19 protein-coding genes are annotated in these 21,845 nt (G+C 58.4%); 5 read left to right on the top strand and 14 right to left on the bottom strand.

What is annotated here, in order from left to right; genetic code table 11:
• Nucleotides 1-118: 118 nt before the first annotated feature.
• The 9 genes from VN114_RS04485 to VN114_RS04445 all read right to left on the bottom strand — a co-directional run bounded on the left by VN114_RS04485 (nt 119) and on the right by VN114_RS04445 (nt 12,566).
• Nucleotides 119-340 (bottom strand): hypothetical protein, encoded by a 222-nt coding sequence (locus VN114_RS04485; RefSeq protein WP_325512413.1) that lies wholly within the window; start codon nt 338-340, stop codon nt 119-121.
• Between the two features lie 178 nt (nt 341-518).
• Complete coding sequence (locus VN114_RS04480) at nt 519-1,682, bottom strand: PA0069 family radical SAM protein (protein WP_325512412.1); 1,164 nt, start codon at nt 1,680-1,682, stop codon at nt 519-521.
• Nucleotides 1,683-1,824: 142 nt separating this feature from the next.
• Nucleotides 1,825-2,433 (bottom strand): UbiX family flavin prenyltransferase, encoded by a 609-nt coding sequence (locus tag VN114_RS04475; protein WP_325512410.1) that lies wholly within the window; start codon nt 2,431-2,433, stop codon nt 1,825-1,827.
• A 1-nt stretch (nt 2,434) separates the two neighbouring features.
• Nucleotides 2,435-2,749 (bottom strand): Grx4 family monothiol glutaredoxin, encoded by a 315-nt coding sequence (gene grxD / locus VN114_RS04470; RefSeq protein WP_325512408.1) that lies wholly within the window; start codon nt 2,747-2,749, stop codon nt 2,435-2,437.
• A 79-nt stretch (nt 2,750-2,828) separates the two neighbouring features.
• Complete coding sequence (locus VN114_RS04465; protein ID WP_325512406.1) at nt 2,829-5,171, bottom strand: Tex family protein; 2,343 nt, start codon at nt 5,169-5,171, stop codon at nt 2,829-2,831.
• A 92-nt stretch (nt 5,172-5,263) separates the two neighbouring features.
• Entirely contained in the window at nt 5,264-6,454 is a 1,191-nt protein-coding gene (gene chrA, locus VN114_RS04460; RefSeq protein WP_325512415.1) for a chromate efflux transporter, read from the bottom strand.
• A gap of 60 nt (nt 6,455-6,514) precedes the next feature.
• Entirely contained in the window at nt 6,515-9,883 is a 3,369-nt protein-coding gene (locus VN114_RS04455) for a DUF748 domain-containing protein (RefSeq protein ID WP_325512404.1), read from the bottom strand.
• Nucleotides 9,884-10,096: 213 nt separating this feature from the next.
• Nucleotides 10,097-11,767 carry a YbaL family putative K(+) efflux transporter gene (gene ybaL / locus VN114_RS04450; RefSeq protein ID WP_325512402.1) on the bottom strand — a complete coding sequence of 557 codons (1,671 nt, stop codon included), beginning with the start codon at nt 11,765-11,767 and terminating at the stop codon, nt 10,097-10,099.
• A gap of 331 nt (nt 11,768-12,098) precedes the next feature.
• Complete coding sequence (locus tag VN114_RS04445; RefSeq protein WP_325512400.1) at nt 12,099-12,566, bottom strand: CopD family protein; 468 nt, start codon at nt 12,564-12,566, stop codon at nt 12,099-12,101.
• A 246-nt stretch (nt 12,567-12,812) separates the two neighbouring features.
• On the opposite strand from VN114_RS04445, the gene VN114_RS04440 reads away from it, so the two are divergent.
• Entirely contained in the window at nt 12,813-14,666 is a 1,854-nt protein-coding gene (locus VN114_RS04440; protein ID WP_325512398.1) for an ABC transporter ATP-binding protein, read from the top strand.
• Between the two features lie 41 nt (nt 14,667-14,707).
• Here the strand turns inward: VN114_RS04440 and VN114_RS04435 are convergent, their stop codons facing one another.
• The 3 genes from VN114_RS04435 to VN114_RS04425 are packed head-to-tail and all read right to left on the bottom strand — an operon-like array spanning nt 14,708 to nt 16,594.
• Nucleotides 14,708-15,118 carry a VOC family protein gene (locus VN114_RS04435; protein ID WP_325512396.1) on the bottom strand — a complete coding sequence of 137 codons (411 nt, stop codon included), beginning with the start codon at nt 15,116-15,118 and terminating at the stop codon, nt 14,708-14,710.
• Nucleotides 15,115-15,627 (bottom strand): AraC family transcriptional regulator, encoded by a 513-nt coding sequence (locus VN114_RS04430; RefSeq protein WP_325512394.1) that lies wholly within the window; start codon nt 15,625-15,627, stop codon nt 15,115-15,117. Before VN114_RS04430 ends, VN114_RS04435 begins: the two co-directional genes overlap by 4 nt.
• Before the next feature lie 52 nt (nt 15,628-15,679).
• Complete coding sequence (locus VN114_RS04425; RefSeq protein ID WP_325512392.1) at nt 15,680-16,594, bottom strand: LysR family transcriptional regulator; 915 nt, start codon at nt 16,592-16,594, stop codon at nt 15,680-15,682.
• Between the two features lie 123 nt (nt 16,595-16,717).
• On the opposite strand from VN114_RS04425, the gene VN114_RS04420 reads away from it, so the two are divergent.
• Both VN114_RS04420 and VN114_RS04415 read left to right on the top strand, forming a co-directional pair.
• A complete protein-coding gene (locus VN114_RS04420; protein ID WP_325512390.1) occupies nt 16,718-17,500 on the top strand; it encodes an SDR family oxidoreductase in 783 nt (260 codons plus the stop codon).
• 147 nt (nt 17,501-17,647) lie between these two features.
• A complete protein-coding gene (locus tag VN114_RS04415; protein ID WP_325512388.1) occupies nt 17,648-18,115 on the top strand; it encodes a DoxX family protein in 468 nt (155 codons plus the stop codon).
• Nucleotides 18,116-18,236: 121 nt separating this feature from the next.
• Here VN114_RS04415 and VN114_RS04410 read toward each other — a convergent pair whose 3' ends face one another.
• Together VN114_RS04410 and VN114_RS04405 are read right to left on the bottom strand one after the other, a co-directional pair.
• Nucleotides 18,237-19,514, bottom strand: a complete 1,278-nt coding sequence (locus VN114_RS04410) for an MFS transporter (protein WP_325512386.1) — start codon at nt 19,512-19,514, stop codon at nt 18,237-18,239.
• A gap of 98 nt (nt 19,515-19,612) precedes the next feature.
• Nucleotides 19,613-20,569: an AraC family transcriptional regulator gene (locus VN114_RS04405; RefSeq protein ID WP_325512384.1), complete on the bottom strand. Its 957-nt coding sequence runs from the start codon at nt 20,567-20,569 to the stop codon at nt 19,613-19,615.
• 126 nt (nt 20,570-20,695) lie between these two features.
• Between VN114_RS04405 and VN114_RS04400 the strand changes: the two genes are divergently transcribed.
• Both VN114_RS04400 and VN114_RS04395 read left to right on the top strand, forming a co-directional pair.
• Nucleotides 20,696-21,235 carry a carboxymuconolactone decarboxylase family protein gene (locus VN114_RS04400; protein ID WP_325512382.1) on the top strand — a complete coding sequence of 180 codons (540 nt, stop codon included), beginning with the start codon at nt 20,696-20,698 and terminating at the stop codon, nt 21,233-21,235.
• Nucleotides 21,236-21,353: 118 nt separating this feature from the next.
• Nucleotides 21,354-21,845 (top strand): YkgB family protein (locus tag VN114_RS04395; protein WP_325512380.1); only part of this gene is annotated, 492 nt, incomplete at its 3' end.

Below are 21,845 nucleotides of genomic sequence, written 5' to 3'. Positions count from 1 at the left end.
CCTTTTATTTTGGATTAGCGACTGCGGCTAGGTTGTTGCACCGACCGTCCGGCGTCGGGTTACACCATCAGGCGTGGTTTGCATATTCGGTGCGGTGGAATCCGTGCTACTCCGTGACTTATCCTTTGAATGCTGGCGCATTTTTTTTATCCTGCCGATCCATGTGCTTTTCGCTACGAGATTTGGAAGGCGTTGGTGTGGAGGTGGCATCGGGTGTTGGCGTTACGCCATCAGGTGTTTTCTGCATGTTGGGACCTGGGTCGCTATGGGTGCTTTGCGCAAATGCCCCAACAGAAAACAGCAAGGCCGAGGAAAGGATGATTGCTCTGGATGGTTTCATATTCTGTCTCCTGGTAATTGTATGGTTACGCAGCATGCGTGTTTATTCGACATCGGCCAAGGCAAACGTTCTGTAAGAATGCAGCGCGATCTGCCGTAAGGAATTCCATCGAAGTTTGTATTTCCAGGACGCATCTAACTATGAGTTGCGCGGCGTCGTTATTAGCCGCATCACCTCACTAAAACAAATCAAGTTGGCCAGACGATTTTCGAATTGTCGGTGGGATATGCAAAGGCTTGCGAAAACGGGAAGCATCCAGCGATGCAAAGCGATGGACACGCTTGCCAATACCAAGACGATTAACCGCGACTTCGAAACGCTGTCGGATCAAATCGGCCCAAACCCCCTCGCCTGACATTCTCTTGCCGAACGTCGCGTCGTAATCCTTGCCGCCACGCATGTCGCGAATGCGGTTCATCACACGTTGTGCGCGATCGGGAAAATGTGTCTGCAACCATTGCTGGAATAACGGATTCACTTCCCAAGGAAGACGCAGCACGATGTAATTCGCGCTGATCACACCAGCGTCGGCAACGGCGGCAAGAATGTGTTCAAGGTCGGGCTCTGTGACGAAAGGAATAACCGGCGCAATGCTGACACCCACCGGAATGCCGGCGTCGGTCAGTGTGCGGATGACACGCAGACGGCGTGCCGGTGCTGCGGCACGCGGTTCCAGCGTGCGTGCGATCACAGGATCGAGCGTGGTGATGGTAATGGCGACAGTCGCCTGGCGTTTTGCAGCCATGTCCGCCAGCAGATCGAGATCGCGCTCGATCAATGATGACTTTGTGATCAACCCGACCGGATGTTCGCATTCGTGCAGGACTTCGAGGATGCGACGTGTCAGCCGCAAATCGCGCTCACATGGCTGATAGGCATCGGTGTTGATGCCAAGTGCAATCGGTTCGGGTTGATATGATGGATGGGCCAGTTCCTGGCGCAGCAGTTCAGGTGCGTTCACTTTCGCAAAGATGCGGCTTTCGAAATCCAGTCCGGGCGACAATCCGAGATAGCTGTGCGTCGGGCGCGCGAAGCAGTAGATGCAACCGTGTTCGCAACCACGATACGGATTCAGTGATACACCAAACGGAAGATCGGGAGAGGTATTACGCGTCAGGATGGTTTTTGCGTGTTCATCAATGACCTGCGTTTTCCACGCAGAAGGAACATCGCCGGCGTTGCTTTCATCTTCATCTTCCTGCACCCAGCCATCGTCGAAAGATTCGCGCTGTTGCAGTTCGTATCGTCCCTGCATGTTGGTGACGGCGCCACGACCTTTGCGGCCCTTTAGTGGCGCAGCAACAGGATGGACTTCGTTATTCAATTCATCGTCGTAAGGCATGTTTCACTCGCCATATACTGTATAAAAACACAGTATATGGCGAGTCGAAAACAATGAGTCGGGATGACCGAAAATTTCTTTCAAAGACTTGCCGATCCGCAAATGTTGAAACGACAAGTTTGCCATTCGGCAAACGCGAAGATCAGGCGGTTTTGAGGCCGTTCCAGCGCGGCGTCAGCACATGCGGCAGATCGAACAAGTCGAGCACGCGGCCTAGCGTCTGGTCGATCATTTCCTCGATCGAGGCAGGGCGGTGGTAGAAACCGGGCAGAGGTGGAAAGACGATGCCGCCCATTTCGGTGACGGCAGTCATGTTGCGCAGGTGCGCGAGATTGAACGGCGTTTCACGCACCATCAATACCAGGCGGCGACGTTCTTTCAATGCAACGTCGGCGGCGCGCGAGATCAGGTTGTCCGACAATCCGTGCGCAACGGCGGCCAGCGTTTTCATCGAGCAGGGCGCGACGATCATGCCGTCGGATTGAAACGAGCCGCTGGCAATCGATGCGCCGACATCCCGCACATTGTGCACGACATGCGCGAGGGCTTCGACGTCTTTGCGATTCAGATCCAGTTCCTGATGCAGGTTCAGGACACCGGCTTCGGAGAGGAGGAGATGGGTTTCGACGTCGGGGATCGCTTGCAGATGCTGCAGCAATCGCACGCCGTAGATCGCGCCGGTCGCGCCGGTGATCGCAACGACAATCCGCCGGGAGCGGGTCGCGGACACCGATGCGCCGGTGGTGGTCACATCAGGCTTTCAGCAGGGTCTGCAGTTCGCCGGATTCGAACATCTCGGTCATGATGTCCGAGCCGCCGATGAATTCACCGTTCACATACAACTGCGGCACAGTTGGCCACTGCGAGTAGTCCTTGATGCCCTGGCGCACTTCCGCGTCTTCCAGCACGTTGATCGTGATCAGGTCCTGCACACCGCTTTCCTTCAGGATCTGAATCGCCTTGCCGGAAAAGCCGCATTGCGGAAATTGTGCGGTGCCTTTCATGAACAGCACGACTGGGTGCTGCGTCACGGTTTCCTTGATCCAGGTTTGTACTTCGTCGCTCATTGCTGCCTCACTAGGTAATTGTTTAACTGCGTCACTGCGCCATTATAGGAAAATCCGGCGTTGCCTGCCGGATTCGTCGTCAGGATTTCAATTTTGCAAACGCCGCTGCCATCGCGCCGCCGACTTCCGGCTGACGCGCCTGCTGGTGCTGCGTCATGCGGCGGCTGTCATTCCGATCCGCGCGTTGTTCTGGTTTGCTGCCGGCAACTGGCGCGCTGTCGGACAGGCGCATCGTCAAGGCGATGCGCTTGCGCTTTTCGTCGACTTCCAGCACTTTCACTTTGACGACCTGACCGGCCTTGACGACCGTGTGCGGGTCCTTGACGAAGGTGTTCGACAGCGCCGAGATGTGGACGAGACCATCCTGATGCACGCCGATGTCGACAAACGCGCCGAATGCCGCGACGTTGGTCACCACGCCTTCCAGAATCATGTCCGGGCGCAAGTCCCTGATTTCTTCCACGCCGTCCTTGAAGGTCGCTGTGGTGAACTCAGGACGCGGATCGCGACCGGGTTTCTCAAGCTCTTTCAGGATATCGGTCACGGTCGGCACGCCGAACTTGTCATCCGCATATTTGGCCGGGCTCAGCGATTTCAACAGCTTGCTGTCGCCCAGAACGTTTTTGACATCCTTGCTGATGTCGGCCAGGATTTTTTCGACCAGCGGATACGATTCAGGATGCACGGCGGACGCGTCGAGCGGATTGTCGCCATTCATCACACGCAGGAATCCTGCCGCCTGTTCGAACGTCTTGTCGCCCAGACGCGGCACCGCGCGTAGCGCTTCGCGCGAGGTGAACATGCCTTTCATGTCGCGATAGCTGACGATGCTTTGTGCGACGCTGTTGTTCAGGCCGGACACGCGTGCAAGCAGGGGTGCTGAAGCCGTGTTGACGTCGACGCCGACCGCATTCACGCAATCCTCGACGACCGCATCGAGCGAACGTGCGAGCTGGGTTTGACCGACGTCGTGCTGATACTGACCGACGCCAATCGATTTCGGATCGATCTTCACCAGTTCCGCCAGCGGGTCTTGCAAGCGGCGTGCAATCGACACGGCGCCACGAATCGATACGTCGAGGTTCGGCAATTCGCGCGATGCGAATTCGGATGCCGAATACACCGACGCTCCGGCTTCCGACACCACAATCTTGGTCAGCTTTAATTCGGGACGCATCTTGATCAGATCGTGCGCCAGCTTGTCGGTCTCGCGCGAGGCAGTGCCGTTGCCGATCGAGATCAGCGCGACGTTATGCTTCTCCGCCAGTTGCGCCAGCGTATGCAGCGTGCCGTCCCAGTCGTTGCGCGGCTGATGCGGGTACACGGTTGCGGTATCGACGACCTTGCCGGTCGCGTCCACCACGGCGACCTTGACGCCGGTACGCAAGCCCGGATCGAGACCCATCGTCGCACGCGGACCGGCCGGTGCTGCCAGCAGCAGCGATTTCAGATTCAGTGCGAAGACATTGATCGCTTCCAGCTCGGCCTTCTCGCGCAGTGTGGTCATCAGTTCCGTTTCCAGATGCATGAAGACCTTCACGCGCCATGTCCAACGTACGGTATCGGCCAGCCACTTGTCGGCCGGACGCCCCTGATTGCTGATGCCGAAACGTGAGGCGATACGACCTTCGCACGGGTTGTGCGGCGCATCCCATTTCGGTTTTTCTTCTTCGGTGTCGAGACGCAGATTGACGTTCAGTATTTCTTCGCGACGGCCGCGGAACATCGCGAGCGCACGGTGCGATGGAATCGTGCCCAACGTCTCCGAGTAATCGAAATAGTCGGAGAACTTCGCGCCGGCGTCTTCCTTGCCTTCCACCACTTTCGATTCGACGATGCCGTGCTCGTTCAGGTATTCGCGCAACGCCTGCAGCAGCGTCGCGTCCTCGGCAAAGCGTTCCATCAGAATCTGGCGCGCGCCATCGAGTGCCGCTTTCGCATCGGCGACACCCGGATTCTCGACGCCTTCGACAGTGAACGCGGCTTTCAGATATTTCGCCGCTTCTTCATCCGGATTCAACGTCGGATCGGCGAGCAGCGTATCGGCCAGCGGCGTCAGGCCCGCTTCGACGGCGATCTGCGCCTTGGTGCGGCGCTTCTGCTTGTACGGCAGATACAAATCTTCCAGACGCGTCTTGTCTTCCGCATGCATGATCGCGTCGAGCAATGCGGGCGTCATCTTCTTTTGTTCTTCGATCGATGCGACGATGGCCGCGCGACGGCCTTCCAGTTCGCGCAGATAACGCAGACGTTCTTCCAAGAGACGCAATTGCGTGTCGTCCAGACCGCCGGTGGCCTCCTTGCGGTAACGCGCAATGAACGGCACGGTCGCGCCCTCATCCAGCAGGGCAACAGCAGCGGTGATTTGGTTGGGTTTTGCAGCGAGTTCTACGGCGAGACGTTGTTCGATGGAAGGCAGCATGGATCTTCAAGTAACGTGAAACGAGCGACAGATGATACGCAAATCGAACGATTGCGCCAGTCTTGACAAACGAGAGAAAGGGAGGGGAAGGATTACAGCATCATGTTCAACAGCAGGCCGGCGATGCTGCCTCCCGCGATCACTAACCATGGCGGGAGTTTCCAGATCATCAACGCAGCAAAAGCCAGCATTGCCAGCACGAAATCTGCAGGGCGGTGGATGGCGCTTGTCCATACCGGATCGTAGAGCGCTGCCAACAACAAGCCGACCACGGCGGCATTGATGCCGGCCAGTGCGGCCTGTGCGGATGAATTGCGACGAACCTGTTCCCAGAACGGCAGGACACCGGCGATCAGCAGGAAAGACGGTGCAAAAATAGCAAGCAGGCACAATATTCCGCCACTCCAGCCGGAAGGAGCCGCAGTCATTGAAGCGCCAAGAAACGCCGCGAATGTGAACAATGGCCCCGGTACCGCTTGCGCGGCGGCATATCCGGCAAGAAATGTTTCGTTGCTGATCCAGCCCGGAGTGACCACGGACATTTGAAGCAAGGGCAGAACGACGTGCCCGCCGCCGAATACCAGTGCGCCGGCACGATAGAACGCCGCCAAGCTGGCCAGAGCATGATTGGGGATCAGTGTCGTCAGGAGGGGGAGGCCGACCAGCGGCAGAAAAAACAGGATCAGCCACCATGACCCGGCACGACGTCCCACCGAAATTGGCAACGATTCATGCCGTTCCAGGTTGATGCGTCTGGATAGAAAAAGTCCGCACAGTGCAGAGACAACAAGAATGGCGATCTGTGTCAGCGCCGAGGGAAAGAGCAGTACAGCGCAGGTTGCGACGAGCATGATTGCAATGCGCGGCGCATCCGTGCATAGATTGCGCGCCATTCCCCAGACGGCCTGCATGACAATGGCGACGGCGACGACTTTCAGGCCATGCAGGACGCCGGATGTGTACATCGACGCATGATCTGCAATCCCGAAAGCGATCAGGATCATCGCGATTGCCGAAGGCAGCGTGAATCCAGCCCACGCGACCAGCGCCCCAGGATATCCACGCTTGAACAATCCCAATGCCATGCCGACCTGACTGCTGGCCGGTCCGGGAAGGAATTGGCACAAGGCGACAAGTTCGGCATAGCCGCGCTCAGACAGCCAGCGTCGGCGTGTCACAAACTCGTCGCGAAAATAACCGAGGTGGGCAATCGGTCCGCCGAAGGAAGTCAGGCCGAGACGCAAGAAAATGAGGAAGATGTGCGCAAGGCTTTCTCCTGGCACATCTGGTTCATGCCCGGTCGGCGTTGGCGATTCCGTGTTGTGCAAGATACTGCTCGATGCCTATTTCAGTGAAAAGTCGACGCGCGATGGTGGTGCGCCGTCTTTCGCATCGCCACCGGATTTGGCGGCGAGGATGAAAATCCGGTCGGCTGGTACCTGACCGGTCGATGTCAGCCAGTCCTTGACGGCTTGTGCGCGGCGATTGCCGAGCACGACCAGATCGTCGTCGCTGACCTTGGCATTCTCGGTCAGCAGTTTTTCCATCTCTTCCACCGGCACGTCCTTTTGCAGACCGACCATGTTGCGCGGTTTCTTGAAATCCTCGTCCTTGTAAACGCGTTTCAGCAAAGCCGGATATTCCTGCGGTGTGACGGTAATTGTTCTTGCCTCTGCAGATTCGCCACGCGCCACGGTGTCTTTCAGTTTCAGTGCGCGAACCTTGCGATCGATCGATGCGCGTTTCAATCCTTCGCGATCGGTTTGCGGATCGGTGCGGCCGGTGATTTCCAGTTTCAGTGCAGGGCGATCGGCAAGTGCTTTCGCGATCGATTTCAGTTTTTCCTCGCCCTTGTCGGAAATGGCCGCGCGTCCGGGATCGAATCCGACATGGGACAGTTCTTCACCACCGCCGAACATCGAACCGATCAACGTGAACGGGGCCGTGACGGCTTTCGTGATCAGATTGACGATGACCTTGACGATGATGCCGCCGATCGAGAACTGCGGATCGTCGAGCGAACCGCCGATCGGCAAATTGATGTCGATCACGCCGTTGCGATCCTTCAGCAGCGACAGCGCGAATTGCACCGGCAGCGATGGCGCGTCCGGGCTGTCGACCTTGTCGCCCAGCGTCAGCTGTTCGAGCACCAGTCGGTTCTGTGCAGTGAGCACGCGATCCTCGACCTTGTACGTGACGTCGAAAGTCAGCTTGCCTTTCTCGATGCCGTAGCCGATGTAGCGTCCGGAATACGGCGACAGTGGTGCCAGTTCCATGCCGCGCACTTCGGCGCGGATATCCAGCGACAAATCACCTTTCAATGGATTGATGCGACCGGCGACAGCCAGCGGTGCGCTGTTGACCAATCCCTTCAGATCGACATTCGCATTGCTGTTTTTATCCGATGACAAGCCTGAAATCGTGCCGCCGAAACGCATCAGATTGGCGGTGTAATTCGGCTTGATGAAATTGTCGGTGTAGCGCACCTGCCCGCCACGCAGCACGACCTTGCCGATCTTGACCGGTGGAATATCGGTTGCCGGCTTGGCCGGTTCCGGCAGGGCTGCAGTCGCGGTATTTGCGCCGGCAATACGCTTCGGTGCGGCCGGTTTGTGTTCTTCATCGGTCACGCTTTTCTGCTCGTCTTCTTCGTTGCGTACGACGTCACGCAGATTGAGACGGCCGTTCGCATCCAGAATCACGCGCGCGAAGAAATCGTTCATCGCAACCTGATCGATGTTCAGCGAGAACGGTGCGAAGTTGACGTTCATGCCGCTGAACGCGAGCGACTTCCAGCGCAGGAAATCGTTGGCGCTGAGCTTGTCCACCGTCGACAGATTGCCCAGCGTGATATCACCTTTGAAGCCGCCTTTGAAACCGCCGGCTGCACTTTTATCCTGATCGAATTGCAGCGCGCCCTTGCCGGAAATATTGGCGCGTGTCAGCAGAATATTTACCTTGTCGGTGAAGTACGGCTGCAACTGCATGATGTCGACCTGATCGAAATCCAGCGCCAGATTCGCGTGCAGCGGCGCCATGCCGAGATCGCCCTTGACGGCAAGCTTGCCGGTCTTGTTGACGGCGGCCTTCAGATCGATCTGGCCGCGCGATGCAGCTTGCGTCGACAGGTTTTGCATCGACAGATTCAACGGTTCGATCGTCGTGACGGCCGGGCGCGGCAGGCTGCGGTCTTCAAGCCTGGCCGACCAGTTGGCGATGCTCACCTTGTTGACGTTGACGACGTAGGCGTCGCCGGACGATGCCGTTTTTTTCTTGTCGGCAGTTTTGGCTGACGCTGCTTTCGATGCGTTGGCAGAGGGTTTGTTTTGCTGCAGCGAGAAGCCTGCCTGGTTCGAACTCACTTCAGCGACGTTCACCGTCTTCTTGCCGGTATCGACATCGATGTTGCGAACGTTCAGGTCGAATTTCTCGACGCCGGCCTGCATTGGATGCGCGGCCTGCGCATCGGTGTAATGCAGTGCGGCGTCGCGGATGTCGAGTTCTGCCAGCGCAATGCTGCGTGCGGCGGTTGATGTTTTGGCGGCCGGAGCTGGAGTTGCCGGTGTCGTTGCTGTAACGGCTTGCGCATCCTTCGCCGGCGCAGCTTTGGCCGATTTTGCGGCGATTTTTTCAGCGACAACCGGAGACGCCGCCGGCGGTGTCAGCAGATTGTCGAGGTTGAAGCTGCCGCTTGCGCTGCGCGATACGTCGGCTTGAAGGCCGTTGACGGCGACGCGTGCAATCTCGATGCGGTCGGCGAGGATCTTGGCGTCTTTCAGCGTAACGGCCAGTTCAGGCAGTTTCACGATTGACTTGTTGCTTGCGTCGTTGAGTTGCAGCGATTTCAGTTTGATGTCGCCGTTCAGCAGCAATGCCGGTGCGTCGTCTTTTTTCTGGCGGAAGCTGGCAACCACGTTCATGTCGAGTCGTGCGCTCGGCAGTTTGAAGTGCGGCGTGCCGGGAATATATTTTACGTAGGACGTCAGGTCGAGGTTGTCCAGATTCAGATCGATCGTTGCTTCCAGAGGATCGGCGAACGGATGCGCCTTGCCCTTGATCAGCAGCGGCGAACCGTTGACGTTGGCGCTCAGCAGCGGTTCGACGAAGACATCGACCTGCGATGGCAGCGAGGAGATGAACGGGATGCCGAGTTTCAGATCGGTGATCTTGTGCACCGTCTGTTCGAGACGATCGTCGAGTTCGACATGGCCTTTTTCGATCTCGATATTGAAGATTGAAAAACGTGCCGGTTTTTCATCCGGCTTTGGCGGCTCGCTATTGATCAGCGCGATGATGTCGTCGATGTTGTAGTGTCCGACGTCATTGCGCACCAGATGGACGTACGGGGTCACCACCTTGAATTGTTCGATCACCGGTGCGAAGCGGAACAGCGACTGCAAAGAGACATTGACCGTCAGCGCATCGACGCTAGCAAAGACGGCTTGTCCGTCCGGTTCCATCATCTTCAGGTCGTGCACGGTCAAGCGCATCGCGTAGGGGCTGACATCGACCTTGCCGATGGTGGTCTGTCTGTGCAGCTTTTCCGTGATCAGTTGTTCGGCCTGGGATTTGATGATGCCCGGCAGCACGAAGTAGCCGAACAGTCCGATCAGGATGAAAAAGGCGACGATGCCGATGGCGGTGCGACGGACGGCGGGTTTGCCTGAGAATTGACGAACGGATTGCGACAGCTGCGGAATGGATGGGGGCATGGTCGGCATCGTCCGAAAATGAAGTCGGATCAATTTTACCAGCGGGATTGCAGCGCATGTTGCCGATTCGTTATGACAAACCGGACGTTTCATTCATGTGAAGAAAACGTTTGCGTTTGTTTGCATGGAAAAAGAAAAATGCACGTCGGTCGCGAACCTGACGTGCATTTTTCGTGATGCGTACGATCGTGAGTGAGGACGGTCAGTGCGCTATCAGTGCGCCGTTTTTTGCGCCGATTCCATTACCCAGTTCGCCATGCCTTTGGCGATTTCGTGCTCGCCCATGATGGTGTGCGAGGCGCCGTGTTTTTCGAAATGAACCAGTTCGGCGTCCGAATGCGCGCGGGCGACCACTTCGATATTCGGGTTCAGTGCGCGTGCGTGTTCGATGATCTGGCCGGCTTCGAGCGCGTTCGGGATCGCGACCAGCAACCAGCGCGCATCGGTGATGTCGGCCGCTTCCATCATGCCCGGTGCGGCGGCGTTGCCGTACAGCGCCGGGATGCCGTCCAGCAGCAAGGCGTCGACGACGTCGCGATGATCTTCGATCACGATGAACGGCCGGTTCTGCTGCGTCAGCTCTGCCGCAACCATGTGGCCGACACGGCCGAAACCGATCAGCACGACGTGGTCGTGCAGTTCTTCCCATGTTTTCGGATCCGCTTCCTCCTTGCGTGCCTTGGGCGCTTCACGCGACTTCAGCCACGGCTTCAGGCGATCGAGGCCGACGAACAGCAGCGGATTGATCAGGATCGACAGAATCGCGCCGCCGAGAATCAAGTCGCTGCCCGTGGTGGAGAGCAGGCCGAGCGACATCCCGAGCGTGGCGAGAATGAAGGAGAACTCGCCGATCTGCGCGAGACTGGCCGAAATCGTCAGCGCCGTGCCGAGCGGATGGCGGAACGCCAGCACGATGGCGAAGGCCGCGACCGATTTGCCGACCACGATGATGAACACGGTCGCCAGCAGCAGCCACGGTTCGCGCACGATGATCGATGGATCGAACAGCATGCCGACCGAGACAAAGAACAGCACGGCAAATGCGTCCCGCAGCGGCAGCGATTCTTCGGCGGCGCGATGGCTGAGTTCGGATTCGCCGAGAATCATGCCGGCGAAGAAGGCGCCCAGCGCAAACGACACGCCGAACACATAGGCAGCGCCAAGCGCAAAGCCGAGTGCAATTGCCAGCACGCCGAGACGGAACAGTTCGCGCGAACCGGTGGCGGCAATGCGTTCCAGAACCCATGGAATCACGCGACGACCGACGATCAGCATGACGGCGACAAAGGCAATCACCTTGCCGAGCGTGATGCCGAGCATGGTCAGTAATTCCGCATTTGACAGTGCTTCGCCCTTGCCGCCAAGGATGCCGCTCAACGCCGGAATCAGCACCAGTGCCAGCACCATCGCGATGTCTTCCACGATCAGCCAGCCGACGGCGATACGCCCGCGCGGTGTTTCCACCAGACGGCGTTCCTGCAATGCGGTCAGCAATACGACGGTACTCGCGACTGACAAGGCAAGCCCGAAGATGAAGCCTTCGCCGAACGGCCAGCCGGCAAGCCATCCCAGTCCCATGCCCATCAGCGTCGCAATGGCGATCTGCACGACGGCGCCGGGAATCGCGATCGCCTTTACCGACAGCAGATCCTTCAACGAGAAATGCAGGCCGACGCCGAACATCAGCAGGATCACGCCGATCTCCGCCAGTTCCTGCGCCAGATGCGAATCGGCGACGAAGCCCGGGGTGAACGGCCCGACGGCGACGCCGGCAATCAGATAGCCGACCAGAGGCGGCATGCGCAGGCGATTGACGATGGCACCGAAGATGAAGGCCAGCACAAGGCCGCCGACAAGGGTGGTAATAAGGGGAGTGTCATGCATGGCGGTCGATTCCTTTCAAGGTGAATGCACACGCCGTCGCGATCGCGAAGCCGCGCGGCAGAGACCGCGATGCTGCAGATCACAGGTCGCGAACGACCGAAACGATGGACTGATGTGCAAACCGGCACGAAGCGACTTCTTGCCGGCGATGAGTGACGGATTTTCGCCCGCTGAAACCGGCAGCGCTATCGGGAGACAGCAGACTGCCGTGATGGAATTATAGGGGAAGCGGCGTTGCTTCCCCGAAAAAATGCAGAACTCGCGCTCATTGGCAGCAGAGCGACACGAATCAACGGTGGCACATCAACGGTAGTAAATCAACGGTAATACGTCAGCGGTAATACATCAGCGGTCCAAGTGCGCCGATCACGATGGTGATGCTGCCCAGAATCAGATTGACGAAGATCAGTTTGCGTATCTGGCCCATTGCCGCGCCGGCGGCCGGCCAGTCCGCGGCAACGATTGCACGTTTCATGCGTTTGAACGCAGCAAAGAAGATGTGACCGAAAATCAACAGCATGACCACGGCGATGACAAACATTGCGTGTACATAGTGCGGAGGCGCACCGCCACCGGCGTGCATGATTGCCATCATGTGCATGCCGCTGGCGAATATCAGCACGATCGCAACCCAGACCCATGTAAAGAATTTGCCCATCACGCCGGCCAGCAACGGCAGACGTTGTGGCGGTTCCAGCGTTGTGGCGGCAACCGGGCGCAGGCAATTATGCGCAAAGAACATGCCGCCGATCCAGATCGTGAAGCCGATAATGTGCAGAAATTTGGCGAAGATATACATGGCTGGTTTCTTTGGAAGTGGCTGTCGAGAACCGTAGAGTAGCCGAAGCGTTGCCGATTGCAAAACATTCGCCTGGTTATTTCGTCTGATTATTTCCGACCTGATGCACGGTACAAAATGCTGTCGTGCGTTGGCCGTATCGGCGTGGACTGATTGAGTGCGCGATAATCGCGATGTGCGATGGCAGTGAAAGTTGAGGCGTGACAAATTTTTCGTCATGCGCAATGCAAGGTTCTGGAGAAACACATGCTGGGCTGGTTCGAAAAACTGCTGTATCCCTATGACGAGGAATCGCCGGCCACACCGCCGCGCGGTTTCATTGCGTTCATCTGGGCGTGTACCAAAGGTGCACGCAAATACATTCTGGCAATGACTTTGCTGACGGCCGCGACCGGTGCATTCGAGGCATTGCTGTTTGCGATGATGGGACATGTCGTCGACTGGCTCGGCAAGGTCGAACCGGCGCAACTGTGGGAACAGGAACGTGGCACGCTGATCTGGCTGGCGGTGATCGTGATGTTGAGCACGATTCTGGTGGCGCTGCAGACGTTCTTCAAGCACCAGACGCTGGCGGGCAATTTCCCGATGCAGTTGCGCTGGAATTTTCATCGTCTGATGCTGAACCAGAGCATGGGTTTCTATCAGGACGAATTTGCCGGACGCGTCGCGACCAAGGTGATGCAGACTGCACTGGCCGTGCGCGACGTCTGCATGATCACCGGCGACATTCTCGTTTTTGTCGCCATCTATTTCGTCACGCTGGTCAGCGTGGTCGGCACTTTCGATCACTGGCTGGTGGTGCCGTTCATTGTGTGGGCGTCATGTTATGCGATTGCGCTGCGTTATTTCGTGCCGCGTCTGAGCCACGTATCGCGCCGTCAGGCGGACGCACGTTCGCTGATGACCGGCCGCATCACCGATGCGTACACCAATATCGGCACCGTCAAACTGTTTTCGCATGCAGGGCGCGAAGCCGGATACGCGCGCAGCGCGATGAAGGAATTCATGGTCGCGGTGCATGGCCAGATGCGACTGGTCAGCGGGTTTGAAATCGTCAATCACGCGTTGAGCATGTTGCTGATTCTCGGTACGGCAGGCATGGCGCTGTGGTTGTGGACGCAGAACCAGATCGGCGTCGGTGCGGTTGCCGCCGCTACCGCCATGGCGCTGCGGTTGAACGGCATGTCGCACTGGGTCATGTGGGAGATGGCGTCGCTGTTCGAACAGGTCGGCACGGTACAGGACGGCATCAATACACTGTCGCGCGTGCATGCGGTTACCGATGCCGGCGACGCCGTGCCGCTGAAGGTATCGAAGGGCGAATTGAAGTTCGATGAAGTCGGTTTTGCCTACGGCAGCAATCGTTCCGTCATCGACCATTTCAATCTGACGATACGTCCCGGCGAGAAGGTCGGTCTGGTCGGCCGTTCCGGCGCCGGCAAGTCGACCATCGTCAATCTGCTGCTGCGCTTCTACGATCTGGAAAAAGGCCGCATCCTGATCGACGGTCAGGATATTTCACACGTCACACAGATCAGCCTGCGCGAACAGGTCGGCATGGTGACGCAGGATACGTCGCTGCTGCATCGCTCGGTACGCGACAACATCCTGTACGGTCGGCCGGATGCAACCGACGCCGACATGATCGATGCAGCCAAACGCGCCGAAGCGCACGAGTTCATCCAGACGCTGAGCGATGCAAAAGGGCGCACCGGATACGACGCACACGTCGGCGAACGCGGTGTGAAATTGTCCGGCGGTCAGCGTCAGCGCATCGCGATTGCACGCGTGATGCTGAAGGATGCGCCGATCCTTCTACTGGATGAAGCAACCAGCGCGCTCGATTCGGAAGCGGAAGTCGCGATTCAGGCCAGCCTGTACGACCTGATGCGCGGCAAGACCGTGGTTGCGATCGCACACCGACTATCGACGATTGCTGCGATGGATCGTCTGATCGTGCTGGACAAGGGGCAGATCGTCGAAGAAGGCACGCATCGCGAATTGCTGGCGCGTGGCGGGTTGTATGCCCGCTTGTGGGAACATCAGAGTGGCGGTTTCCTCGGTGAAGAAACGGACGAAGAACTGGTTGCCAACGGTTGAGGCGCACGACGGGGAGCGCAAACTCCCCGTTCAGACAATTTCTACTTCGCGCGTATCTGGATCATCTTCCATCCATTGCCCGATGGGTCGCGAAAACCCGCATCGACGGTGCCATAGCGCTCGATCGGTTCCTGCGTAAATTCCACACCGAGCGCACGCATGCGTTCGTAAGCGGCGCGGCAGTCATCTACCGACAACACCAGCGGCGGCATCGCTCCCTTGGCGACGATTTCGCGCACGGCTTGTGCGGTGGCTGCATCCAGCACCGGCGGTCCCGGCAGGGACAGGCCGAGCTGAAACGATGGCTGTTCCGGATGCTGCACAGTGAGCCAGCGATAGTCGCCGTTCCTGACATCGGTATGAACGTGAAAACCGAGCTTGTCGACATAGAAGCCGAGCGCTTCTTCCTGATCGTGCACGTACAGTCCTGCTACCTGAATACCCTGACTCATGAAACCTCCTTGTCTGAAGAGGAGTCCTTTATACCGGTCGTGGCGCGGCGTCGCTTCTCCGAAACTGCGATTGTCAGGCCTGGACGAAGCACAGCGGCGACGATGCAACCCGGCACGTGCGCAAGTCCTGCCATGGCCACTCTTGTGCGCGCCCGGTTCACGCTCGGACTTTCGCCAGTGATGTCGCGAAACGTGCGTCCGAATGTTCCCAGGCTTTCCCAGCCGGTCTGGAAGGCGATGTCGGTGATGGATAGTTCGGTGTCCCGCAACAATGCGGTGGCGCGTTCGATGCGTCGCGTCAGCAGGTAGCGATGCGGCGGAATGCCGAAGGCCTGCTTGAATGCATGCGCAAAGTGGTCCGCCGACACGCCGCTTACTTTCGCCAAACGCGCGACCGGCCAGGCCTCGTGCGATGCGGCATCCATCCTGTCCTTTGCGCGCAACAGGCGGCGCAGCAGTTTCGGATCCTGACCTGAGCGATTGTCGCGATGCTGATCGACTGTCGTCATGATTTTTTCAGAAGCGTTTTCACGGAGAGATTGTGCATGACCATATTCGATATCAGGTCGTCGCAGGTGAATTCCTTCGAGCGAATTCCTGCGTCGCCCAATCGAGGAAGACGCGCACGCGCGGCGAGAGCTGCCGGTTGCGCGGATAGACCAGCGAGACCGGTGCGGATGGCGGCGGCCGGTCCTTGAGAACGGTGATCAGCGTGCCATGTTTCAGTTCGTTTTCGATATGAAATTTCGGCACTTGCGCCAATCCCAGACCGAGACGGATGCCGGCCAGATAGCTTTCCGGTCCGGTGACGGAAAAAAGGCTCGGCAGCAAAACGCTTTCCATCACGCCGCCGCCGGTGAATTCCAGCGGTGTGACGTTGCCGGTAGTGATCGAGCGGATGCCGACCACACGATGACCTTCTTGTTTGCGTAAGTCGTCAAGATCTTTCGGCATGCCGAATCGTTTGAAATACTCGGGCGTTGCACAGGTCACACGTTCCAGTATCGCCACCTGACGCGCAATCAGATCGCTGTCCGGCAGCTTGCCGTAGCGCAGTGCGCAATCCATTCCTTCCTGCACCAGATCGACCCAGCGATCGCTTTCGCTCATGGTCAGTTCGATCTCCGGATACTTCGCAAAAAAATCGGGCAGGGCCGGCAGCAGGAAATGCCGAGCCAGCGTGCCTTGTACTTCCACACGCAACATGCCGCGCGGCGTGGCACCGCTGAACGCGCCTTCCGCATCTTCGACGTCGTCCAGGATGGCGATGCAGCGGCGGTAGTACGCTTCACCGTCCAGTGTCGGCTTCACGGTGCGCGTGGTCCGCTGCAGCAGGCGCACGCCGAGCCGGTCTTCCAACTGACGGATCACTTGCGTGACGGTCGAGCGCGGCACGCCGGTGTCGTTGGCGGCGAGCGTAAAGCTGCGGCGTTCGACGATCCGGGAAAACAGCCGCATGGCGTCCAGTCGGTCCATTTTCTTCCTATTGTTCGTTTATATGGAATAGTGAAGGCAATTTTACCCCGATTATCTTTCTTCTTCGGGCTGCCATAGTTTGGTCACGACGCCGGTTTCGGCGACACCACCAGGAGAATGAAAATGAAAGCAGCAATAGATACGGAAAAAAGCGCAACAAACATTCAAGCAAACAATCAGGCAAACAAGGTCGCGATCGTGACCGGCGCGTCGCGTGGCATCGGCGCCGCCATCGCTCAGCGTCTGGCGCGTGACGGCTTCACCGTCATCGTCAATTACGCAGGTCGTGCCGAGGCGGCCGAAGCTGTCGTCCAGCAGATCGAACAGGCAGGCGGTCGTGCGATTGCGGCACAGGCCGACGTCAGCGATGCCGCAGCCGTAGCGCGCATGTTCGATGCCGCCGAAGCGGCCTACGGTGGCGTCGATGTGCTGGTCAATAACGCGGGCATCATGAAAGTCGCGCCGCTGGCCGAAAGCGACGATGCACTGTTCGACAGCCAGATCGCGATCAATCTCAAGGGCACGTTCAACACCTTGCGCGAAGCCGCACGTCGTTTGCGCAGCGGCGGCCACGTCATCAATCTGTCTTCCAGCGTGGTCGGCCTGTATCACCCGGGCTATGCGGTCTATGCCGCGACCAAGGCCGGCGTCGAAGCGATCACGCATGTCATGACCAAGGAAATGCGCGGACGCAACATCACCGTCAACAGCATTGCGCCAGGACCGACGGCAACGGACCTGTTCCTTGCCAATCCGCAGGACGTGATCGATCGTCTTTCCAAACAGCCGCCGCTCGAACGTCTCGGCCGTCCGGACGAAATCGCGTCCGTCGTCGCAATGCTGGTCGGCCCTGACGGTGCATGGATCAACGGCCAGACGATTCGCGTCAACGGCGGCATCATCTGATCGAGCCTGGCCTTGTTCGCGTTTCCGACCGAAAGAAAATCCTGAGCATGGTGAGGCGGCAACGGCAATCTTCACGCCCTTCATCCGTGGTCGCAGTCTGCAATTGCGCAGGCGACGCCTCTCCATGAAAAAAATACCGGAGTCCCGATGTCAAACAAAACTGCACATATTTTCCCGGCTCTCGCACCGTTATATGCGTGGAGCAGACCGCTGACGCTTTCCCTTCTTCGCATTGCCTTCGGCCTGACCATCGCCACCCATGGATTGCCGAAGCTGACCGGCTCCGCACATGGTTCGATGGCGGATCCGATGGCGGGATCGATCAACCTCATCACCAACGTACTGCACCTGCCGTTTGCGCCTCAGCTTGCGATGTTCGTTGCATTGCTTGAAATGTTCGGCGGCCTTGCCGTGGCGGGCGGTCTTGCGACGCGGATATTTGCGTCCATGCTGACGATCCAGATGGCGGTTATCTGCATCGCCCTTGGACCGACTTATCCGTGGATCGACCGCGGTTTCGAGTATCCGCTGATCCTGGCTTTCGTCGCGCTGACGATTTCCATCCACGGCGGCGGCAAGTGGTCGATCGATCGGTTGGTAGGCCGGGAGCTGTAGCCTGCACGGCACACTCGCATGGCGCGCGACGAAGAAAATATCTGTTGAAGCGAGCAAGGCTGCCTTAGTTCGCGGCGGCGCGCAGCTTGTCGTGCGGCAGCCTCCGCAAAAGATGGAAGACTTATGCGTGACGCGCCTTGCCGACGAGTATCAGCGCGACCAGTGTCAGCAGGGCGGAAATGCCGAGGTAGTAGCCGACGTACTGCAAGCCGTAATGCGTCGCCAGCCATGTCGCTGCATACGGTGCCAGCGATGCGCCGAAGATGCCGCCGAGGTTGAACGTGAGCGAGACACCGGTGTAGCGGATCTCCGGTGGAAACAGTTCGGACAGCATCGTGCCGAGCGGTCCGTATGTCATCCCCATCAGCGCGAGGCCGAGCGACAGGAAGAAGGTCACGCCGATCAGGCTGTCGGAGATGAACAGTGGCGCCATCAGCAGGCCGAACAGCACGATGGCGATCGACACGATGATCATCGTGATGCGGCGACCGTAACGGTCGGCCAGCAAGGCCGATGCCGGAATCGTGATCGCAAAGAACACGACAGAGAACAATTGCAGGATCAGGAAATCCTTGCGCGAGTAACCGAGCGCCGTCGTGCCCCAGCTCAAGGCGAATACCGTCATCAGATAGAACAGCACGAAGGTTGCCAGCGCGATCACGGTGCCGAGTACCAGCATGCGACCGTGTTTGGTGAAGACAGTGGCGAGTGGCACCTTCACGCGTTCGCCGTGATCCAGCACTTTCTGGAAGGCCGGCGTTTCGGTGATTTTCAAACGGACATACAGGCCGACAAGGACCAGCACTGCACTGGCGAGAAACGGAATGCGCCAGCCATAGCTGAAGAATTGCTCGTCGGTCATGAACTCGGTCAGCAACAGAAAGATGCCGCCGGACAGAAAGAAACCGAGTGGTGCGCCCAGTTGCGGAAAACAGCCGTACCACGCGATCTTGCCCGGCGGTGCATTCTCGGTTGCCAGCAGCACCGCTCCGCCCCATTCACCGCCCAGACCCAGCCCCTGGCCGAAACGGCATAACGCCAGCAGCAACGGCGCCATTGCGCCAATCGATGCGTATGTCGGCAACAGACCGATGGCGACGGTCGAAATCCCCATCGTCAACAATGCCGCAACCAGTGTCGCCTTGCGGCCGATGCGATCGCCGTAATGACCGAACACCGCCGAGCCGACCGGGCGTGCGAAGAACGCAATGGCAAATGTCGCCAGTGATTGCAGCACGGCTGCCGTTGGGTCGGAAGACGGAAAGAACAGATGCGGAAAGACCAGCACGGCTGCCGTCGCATAAATATAGAAGTCGAAGAATTCGATCGTGGTGCCGATCAGGCTGGCGAACAGCACATTGGCAGGCGAGTTCGTTTTTTCAAAGCCGTTGTTGCTCATGGGTTTTCCCTGATGACATGTCGTGGCCGGCTGCGCGATGCGGCCGGTTTCCAAGCCCGCCATTGTAGAAGATTTGCCGAGCTTTCCGGTGGCATCTGTCAGTCGGCTTCCGGGATTGACGCATGGCCGCCACGCCGCCAGCGCGCCGGCGTCATGCCCATGCGCTGCTTGAAGATGCGCTGGAACGCGGTTTCGGACTGATAGCCGACCGCTTCCGATACGGCATAGACCGATGAGCCAGGCGCCTTCAACGCGTTGGCGGCCAGCGTCATGCGGATGTCGGTCAACAGATCGCTGGCCGAGCGCCCCATGCTGTCCTGGAAATGACGGGCAAACGTCGCGCGAGACATGTTGCACAACTCGGCGAGGTCGGGCAGCGTCCATGGTCGAGCCGGTTCGTGGAACAACGCCGACAAGGCCGGTGCGAGTCGCGGGTTGCCGGCCAGTGACAGCAACCCTGACGGCGCGTCGCCCGATTCGCCGGCAAGCCGCAACGCCAGTGCAAACATTGCCGCCGACAATGCATTCAGCATCGCGTGACCGCCGATGCTTTCATGATCCGCTTCGGTGCGCATCAACGTCACCAGTCCTGCAAGTTGTGTTGCGGTCGTCGAGGCAGAATCATCGGCGGCGGCGCGTACCACCAGCAGCGGCGGCAGATATTCGCGCAACAGTTTATCGTGCGGTCGTTCGACGATGAAACGGCCGCACAGCATGTCGAGCTTCTCACCGCCGCCATTGTTTTCGGTGATCGTCAAATTAAGTCCGGGACGCTTGGTCGCCGGGCCGGGCATGACATCGCTGCCGTCGTGCAACGCATGTGGCGATCCATGCGGCAGGATCAGGATGTCGCCGGCCTGCAATTGGCGAGTCGGTTCACCCGGCACTTCCAGCGTCGCGTTGCCGGCGACGATCACGTGATACGGCAATTCCCCCGGCGGCGACGGCTCGTAGCCGATGCGCCATGGCGCGCCGTAAAAGCAGTGAATTTCCAGATGACCGCTGACCGGCACCATGTCCAGCAGCCGGCTGAGCCAATCGATGGGTGGCGACATACGTTTTTCCCTTTTTGCATAGTTGTGAGACGAATTGATATTTTATTGAGTGTTTTAACTCTTATAAAACTCATTGCGGACGCATAAAGTGATGACTCCACAACACAACCTTGAAGGAGAAACAACATGGACCGCATCAACACCCCAGCAATCGAAACCGCAACTGGCGCCACCGCAGAAGTCTACGCACAGATCCGCAAATCCATCGGTAGCGTGCCGAATCTCTTCGTCGCCGTCGGCGCGCACGGTCCGGAAGCACTGAAAGCGGTGCTTGCTGCCGAAGGCGTACTGGCCTCCGGCACGCTCGACAAGAAAGACCAGGAAACCATCAAGCTGCTCGTCAGCGTATTGACCGGTTGCGATTACTGCGAAGCCGCGCACACCGTCATCGGCAAAATGGTCGGACTGCCGCAGGACGTGATCGGCAAGATCCGTCGCGGTGAATCGACGGGCGATGCCAAGCGCGATGCACTGATCCGTCTGGTGCGTACGCTGATCCAGACCAGCGGCACGATCCCGGCCGAGGAATTCGCCGCCATCAAGGAAGCGGGTTACACCGATCGCCAACTGGTTGAAATCAGTTTTGCCATTTCGCTGGTTATTTTCACCAACGTGTTCAACCGCATCAACGACACGACCGTCGATTTCCCGGTCACACCACGTTGATGGACTGACGGCGAACGTCGCCTGTCTGCAGGCGCGTTCGCTTCGTCGCCCGATCGCGATGTCAGGTCATTCATCGCAACACATATACGCACACGCAAAACCACTTTCAAAGAGAACAATGAATTTCATCGTCAATACGCTGGGCCGGTCAGGCCTGCTCAAGAAGGATCTCGACTATCACGTGATCCGCGCTTCCATGGTCATCATGTTTTTCTTTTTCGGTTACCAGAAATGGTTCGAATACGAGGCGCAGATTCTGATTCCTTTCATCAGCAACGGCCCGTTGATCTCCTGGATGTATCCGTTATTCGGCATACGCGGCGCCAGCTGGTTTCTCGGTGTGGCAGAGTGGCTGTTCGGTGCGCTGATCTTCCTCGGTTTCTGGAATCGGCAACTCGGCATTCTCGGTGCGATCGGTTCGGTAATCACGTTCGTACTGACTGTCACGATCATTCCGTTCATGCCAGACGGATGGGCGGCTTCGGCTGGCGGATTTCCCGCGATGGTGGGTAACGTTCCATTCCTGATGAAGGATGTGGTGTTGCTGGCTGCGTCGATCTATTTGTTGAAGCAGGATATCGTGCGCCTGCCGCTTTTGGTCAGGCATAGA

Source organism: Oxalicibacterium sp. (genome assembly GCF_035565035.1).
In the GTDB taxonomy this organism is placed as follows: domain Bacteria; phylum Pseudomonadota; class Gammaproteobacteria; order Burkholderiales; family Burkholderiaceae_D; genus Oxalicibacterium.
The sequence above is the reverse complement of the archived record's forward strand: the minus strand, read 5'-3'. Positions and strand labels throughout refer to the sequence as shown.

Excerpts from the sequence above, each read along its gene's own strand:
- VN114_RS04440 (WP_325512398.1), top strand. The coding sequence starts at position 12,813 with ATGCTGGGCTGGTTCGAAAAACTGCTGTATCCCTATGACGAGGAATCG.
- VN114_RS04405 (WP_325512384.1), bottom strand. The coding sequence starts at position 20,569 with ATGTCGCCACCCATCGATTGGCTCAGCCGGCTGCTGGACATGGTGCCG.
- VN114_RS04420 (WP_325512390.1), top strand. The coding sequence starts at position 16,718 with ATGAAAGCAGCAATAGATACGGAAAAAAGCGCAACAAACATTCAAGCA.
- VN114_RS04400 (WP_325512382.1), top strand. The coding sequence starts at position 20,696 with ATGGACCGCATCAACACCCCAGCAATCGAAACCGCAACTGGCGCCACC.
- VN114_RS04435 (WP_325512396.1), bottom strand. The coding sequence starts at position 15,118 with ATGAGTCAGGGTATTCAGGTAGCAGGACTGTACGTGCACGATCAGGAA.
- VN114_RS04415 (WP_325512388.1), top strand. The coding sequence starts at position 17,648 with ATGTCAAACAAAACTGCACATATTTTCCCGGCTCTCGCACCGTTATAT.
- VN114_RS04410 (WP_325512386.1), bottom strand. The coding sequence starts at position 19,514 with ATGAGCAACAACGGCTTTGAAAAAACGAACTCGCCTGCCAATGTGCTG.
- VN114_RS04455 (WP_325512404.1), bottom strand. The coding sequence starts at position 9,883 with ATGCCCCCATCCATTCCGCAGCTGTCGCAATCCGTTCGTCAATTCTCA.
- grxD (WP_325512408.1), bottom strand. The coding sequence starts at position 2,749 with ATGAGCGACGAAGTACAAACCTGGATCAAGGAAACCGTGACGCAGCAC.
- VN114_RS04485 (WP_325512413.1), bottom strand. The coding sequence starts at position 340 with ATGAAACCATCCAGAGCAATCATCCTTTCCTCGGCCTTGCTGTTTTCT.
- VN114_RS04425 (WP_325512392.1), bottom strand. The coding sequence starts at position 16,594 with ATGGACCGACTGGACGCCATGCGGCTGTTTTCCCGGATCGTCGAACGC.
- VN114_RS04465 (WP_325512406.1), bottom strand. The coding sequence starts at position 5,171 with ATGCTGCCTTCCATCGAACAACGTCTCGCCGTAGAACTCGCTGCAAAA.
- VN114_RS04430 (WP_325512394.1), bottom strand. The coding sequence starts at position 15,627 with ATGACGACAGTCGATCAGCATCGCGACAATCGCTCAGGTCAGGATCCG.
- VN114_RS04480 (WP_325512412.1), bottom strand. The coding sequence starts at position 1,682 with ATGCCTTACGACGATGAATTGAATAACGAAGTCCATCCTGTTGCTGCG.
- VN114_RS04445 (WP_325512400.1), bottom strand. The coding sequence starts at position 12,566 with ATGTATATCTTCGCCAAATTTCTGCACATTATCGGCTTCACGATCTGG.
- ybaL (WP_325512402.1), bottom strand. The coding sequence starts at position 11,767 with ATGCATGACACTCCCCTTATTACCACCCTTGTCGGCGGCCTTGTGCTG.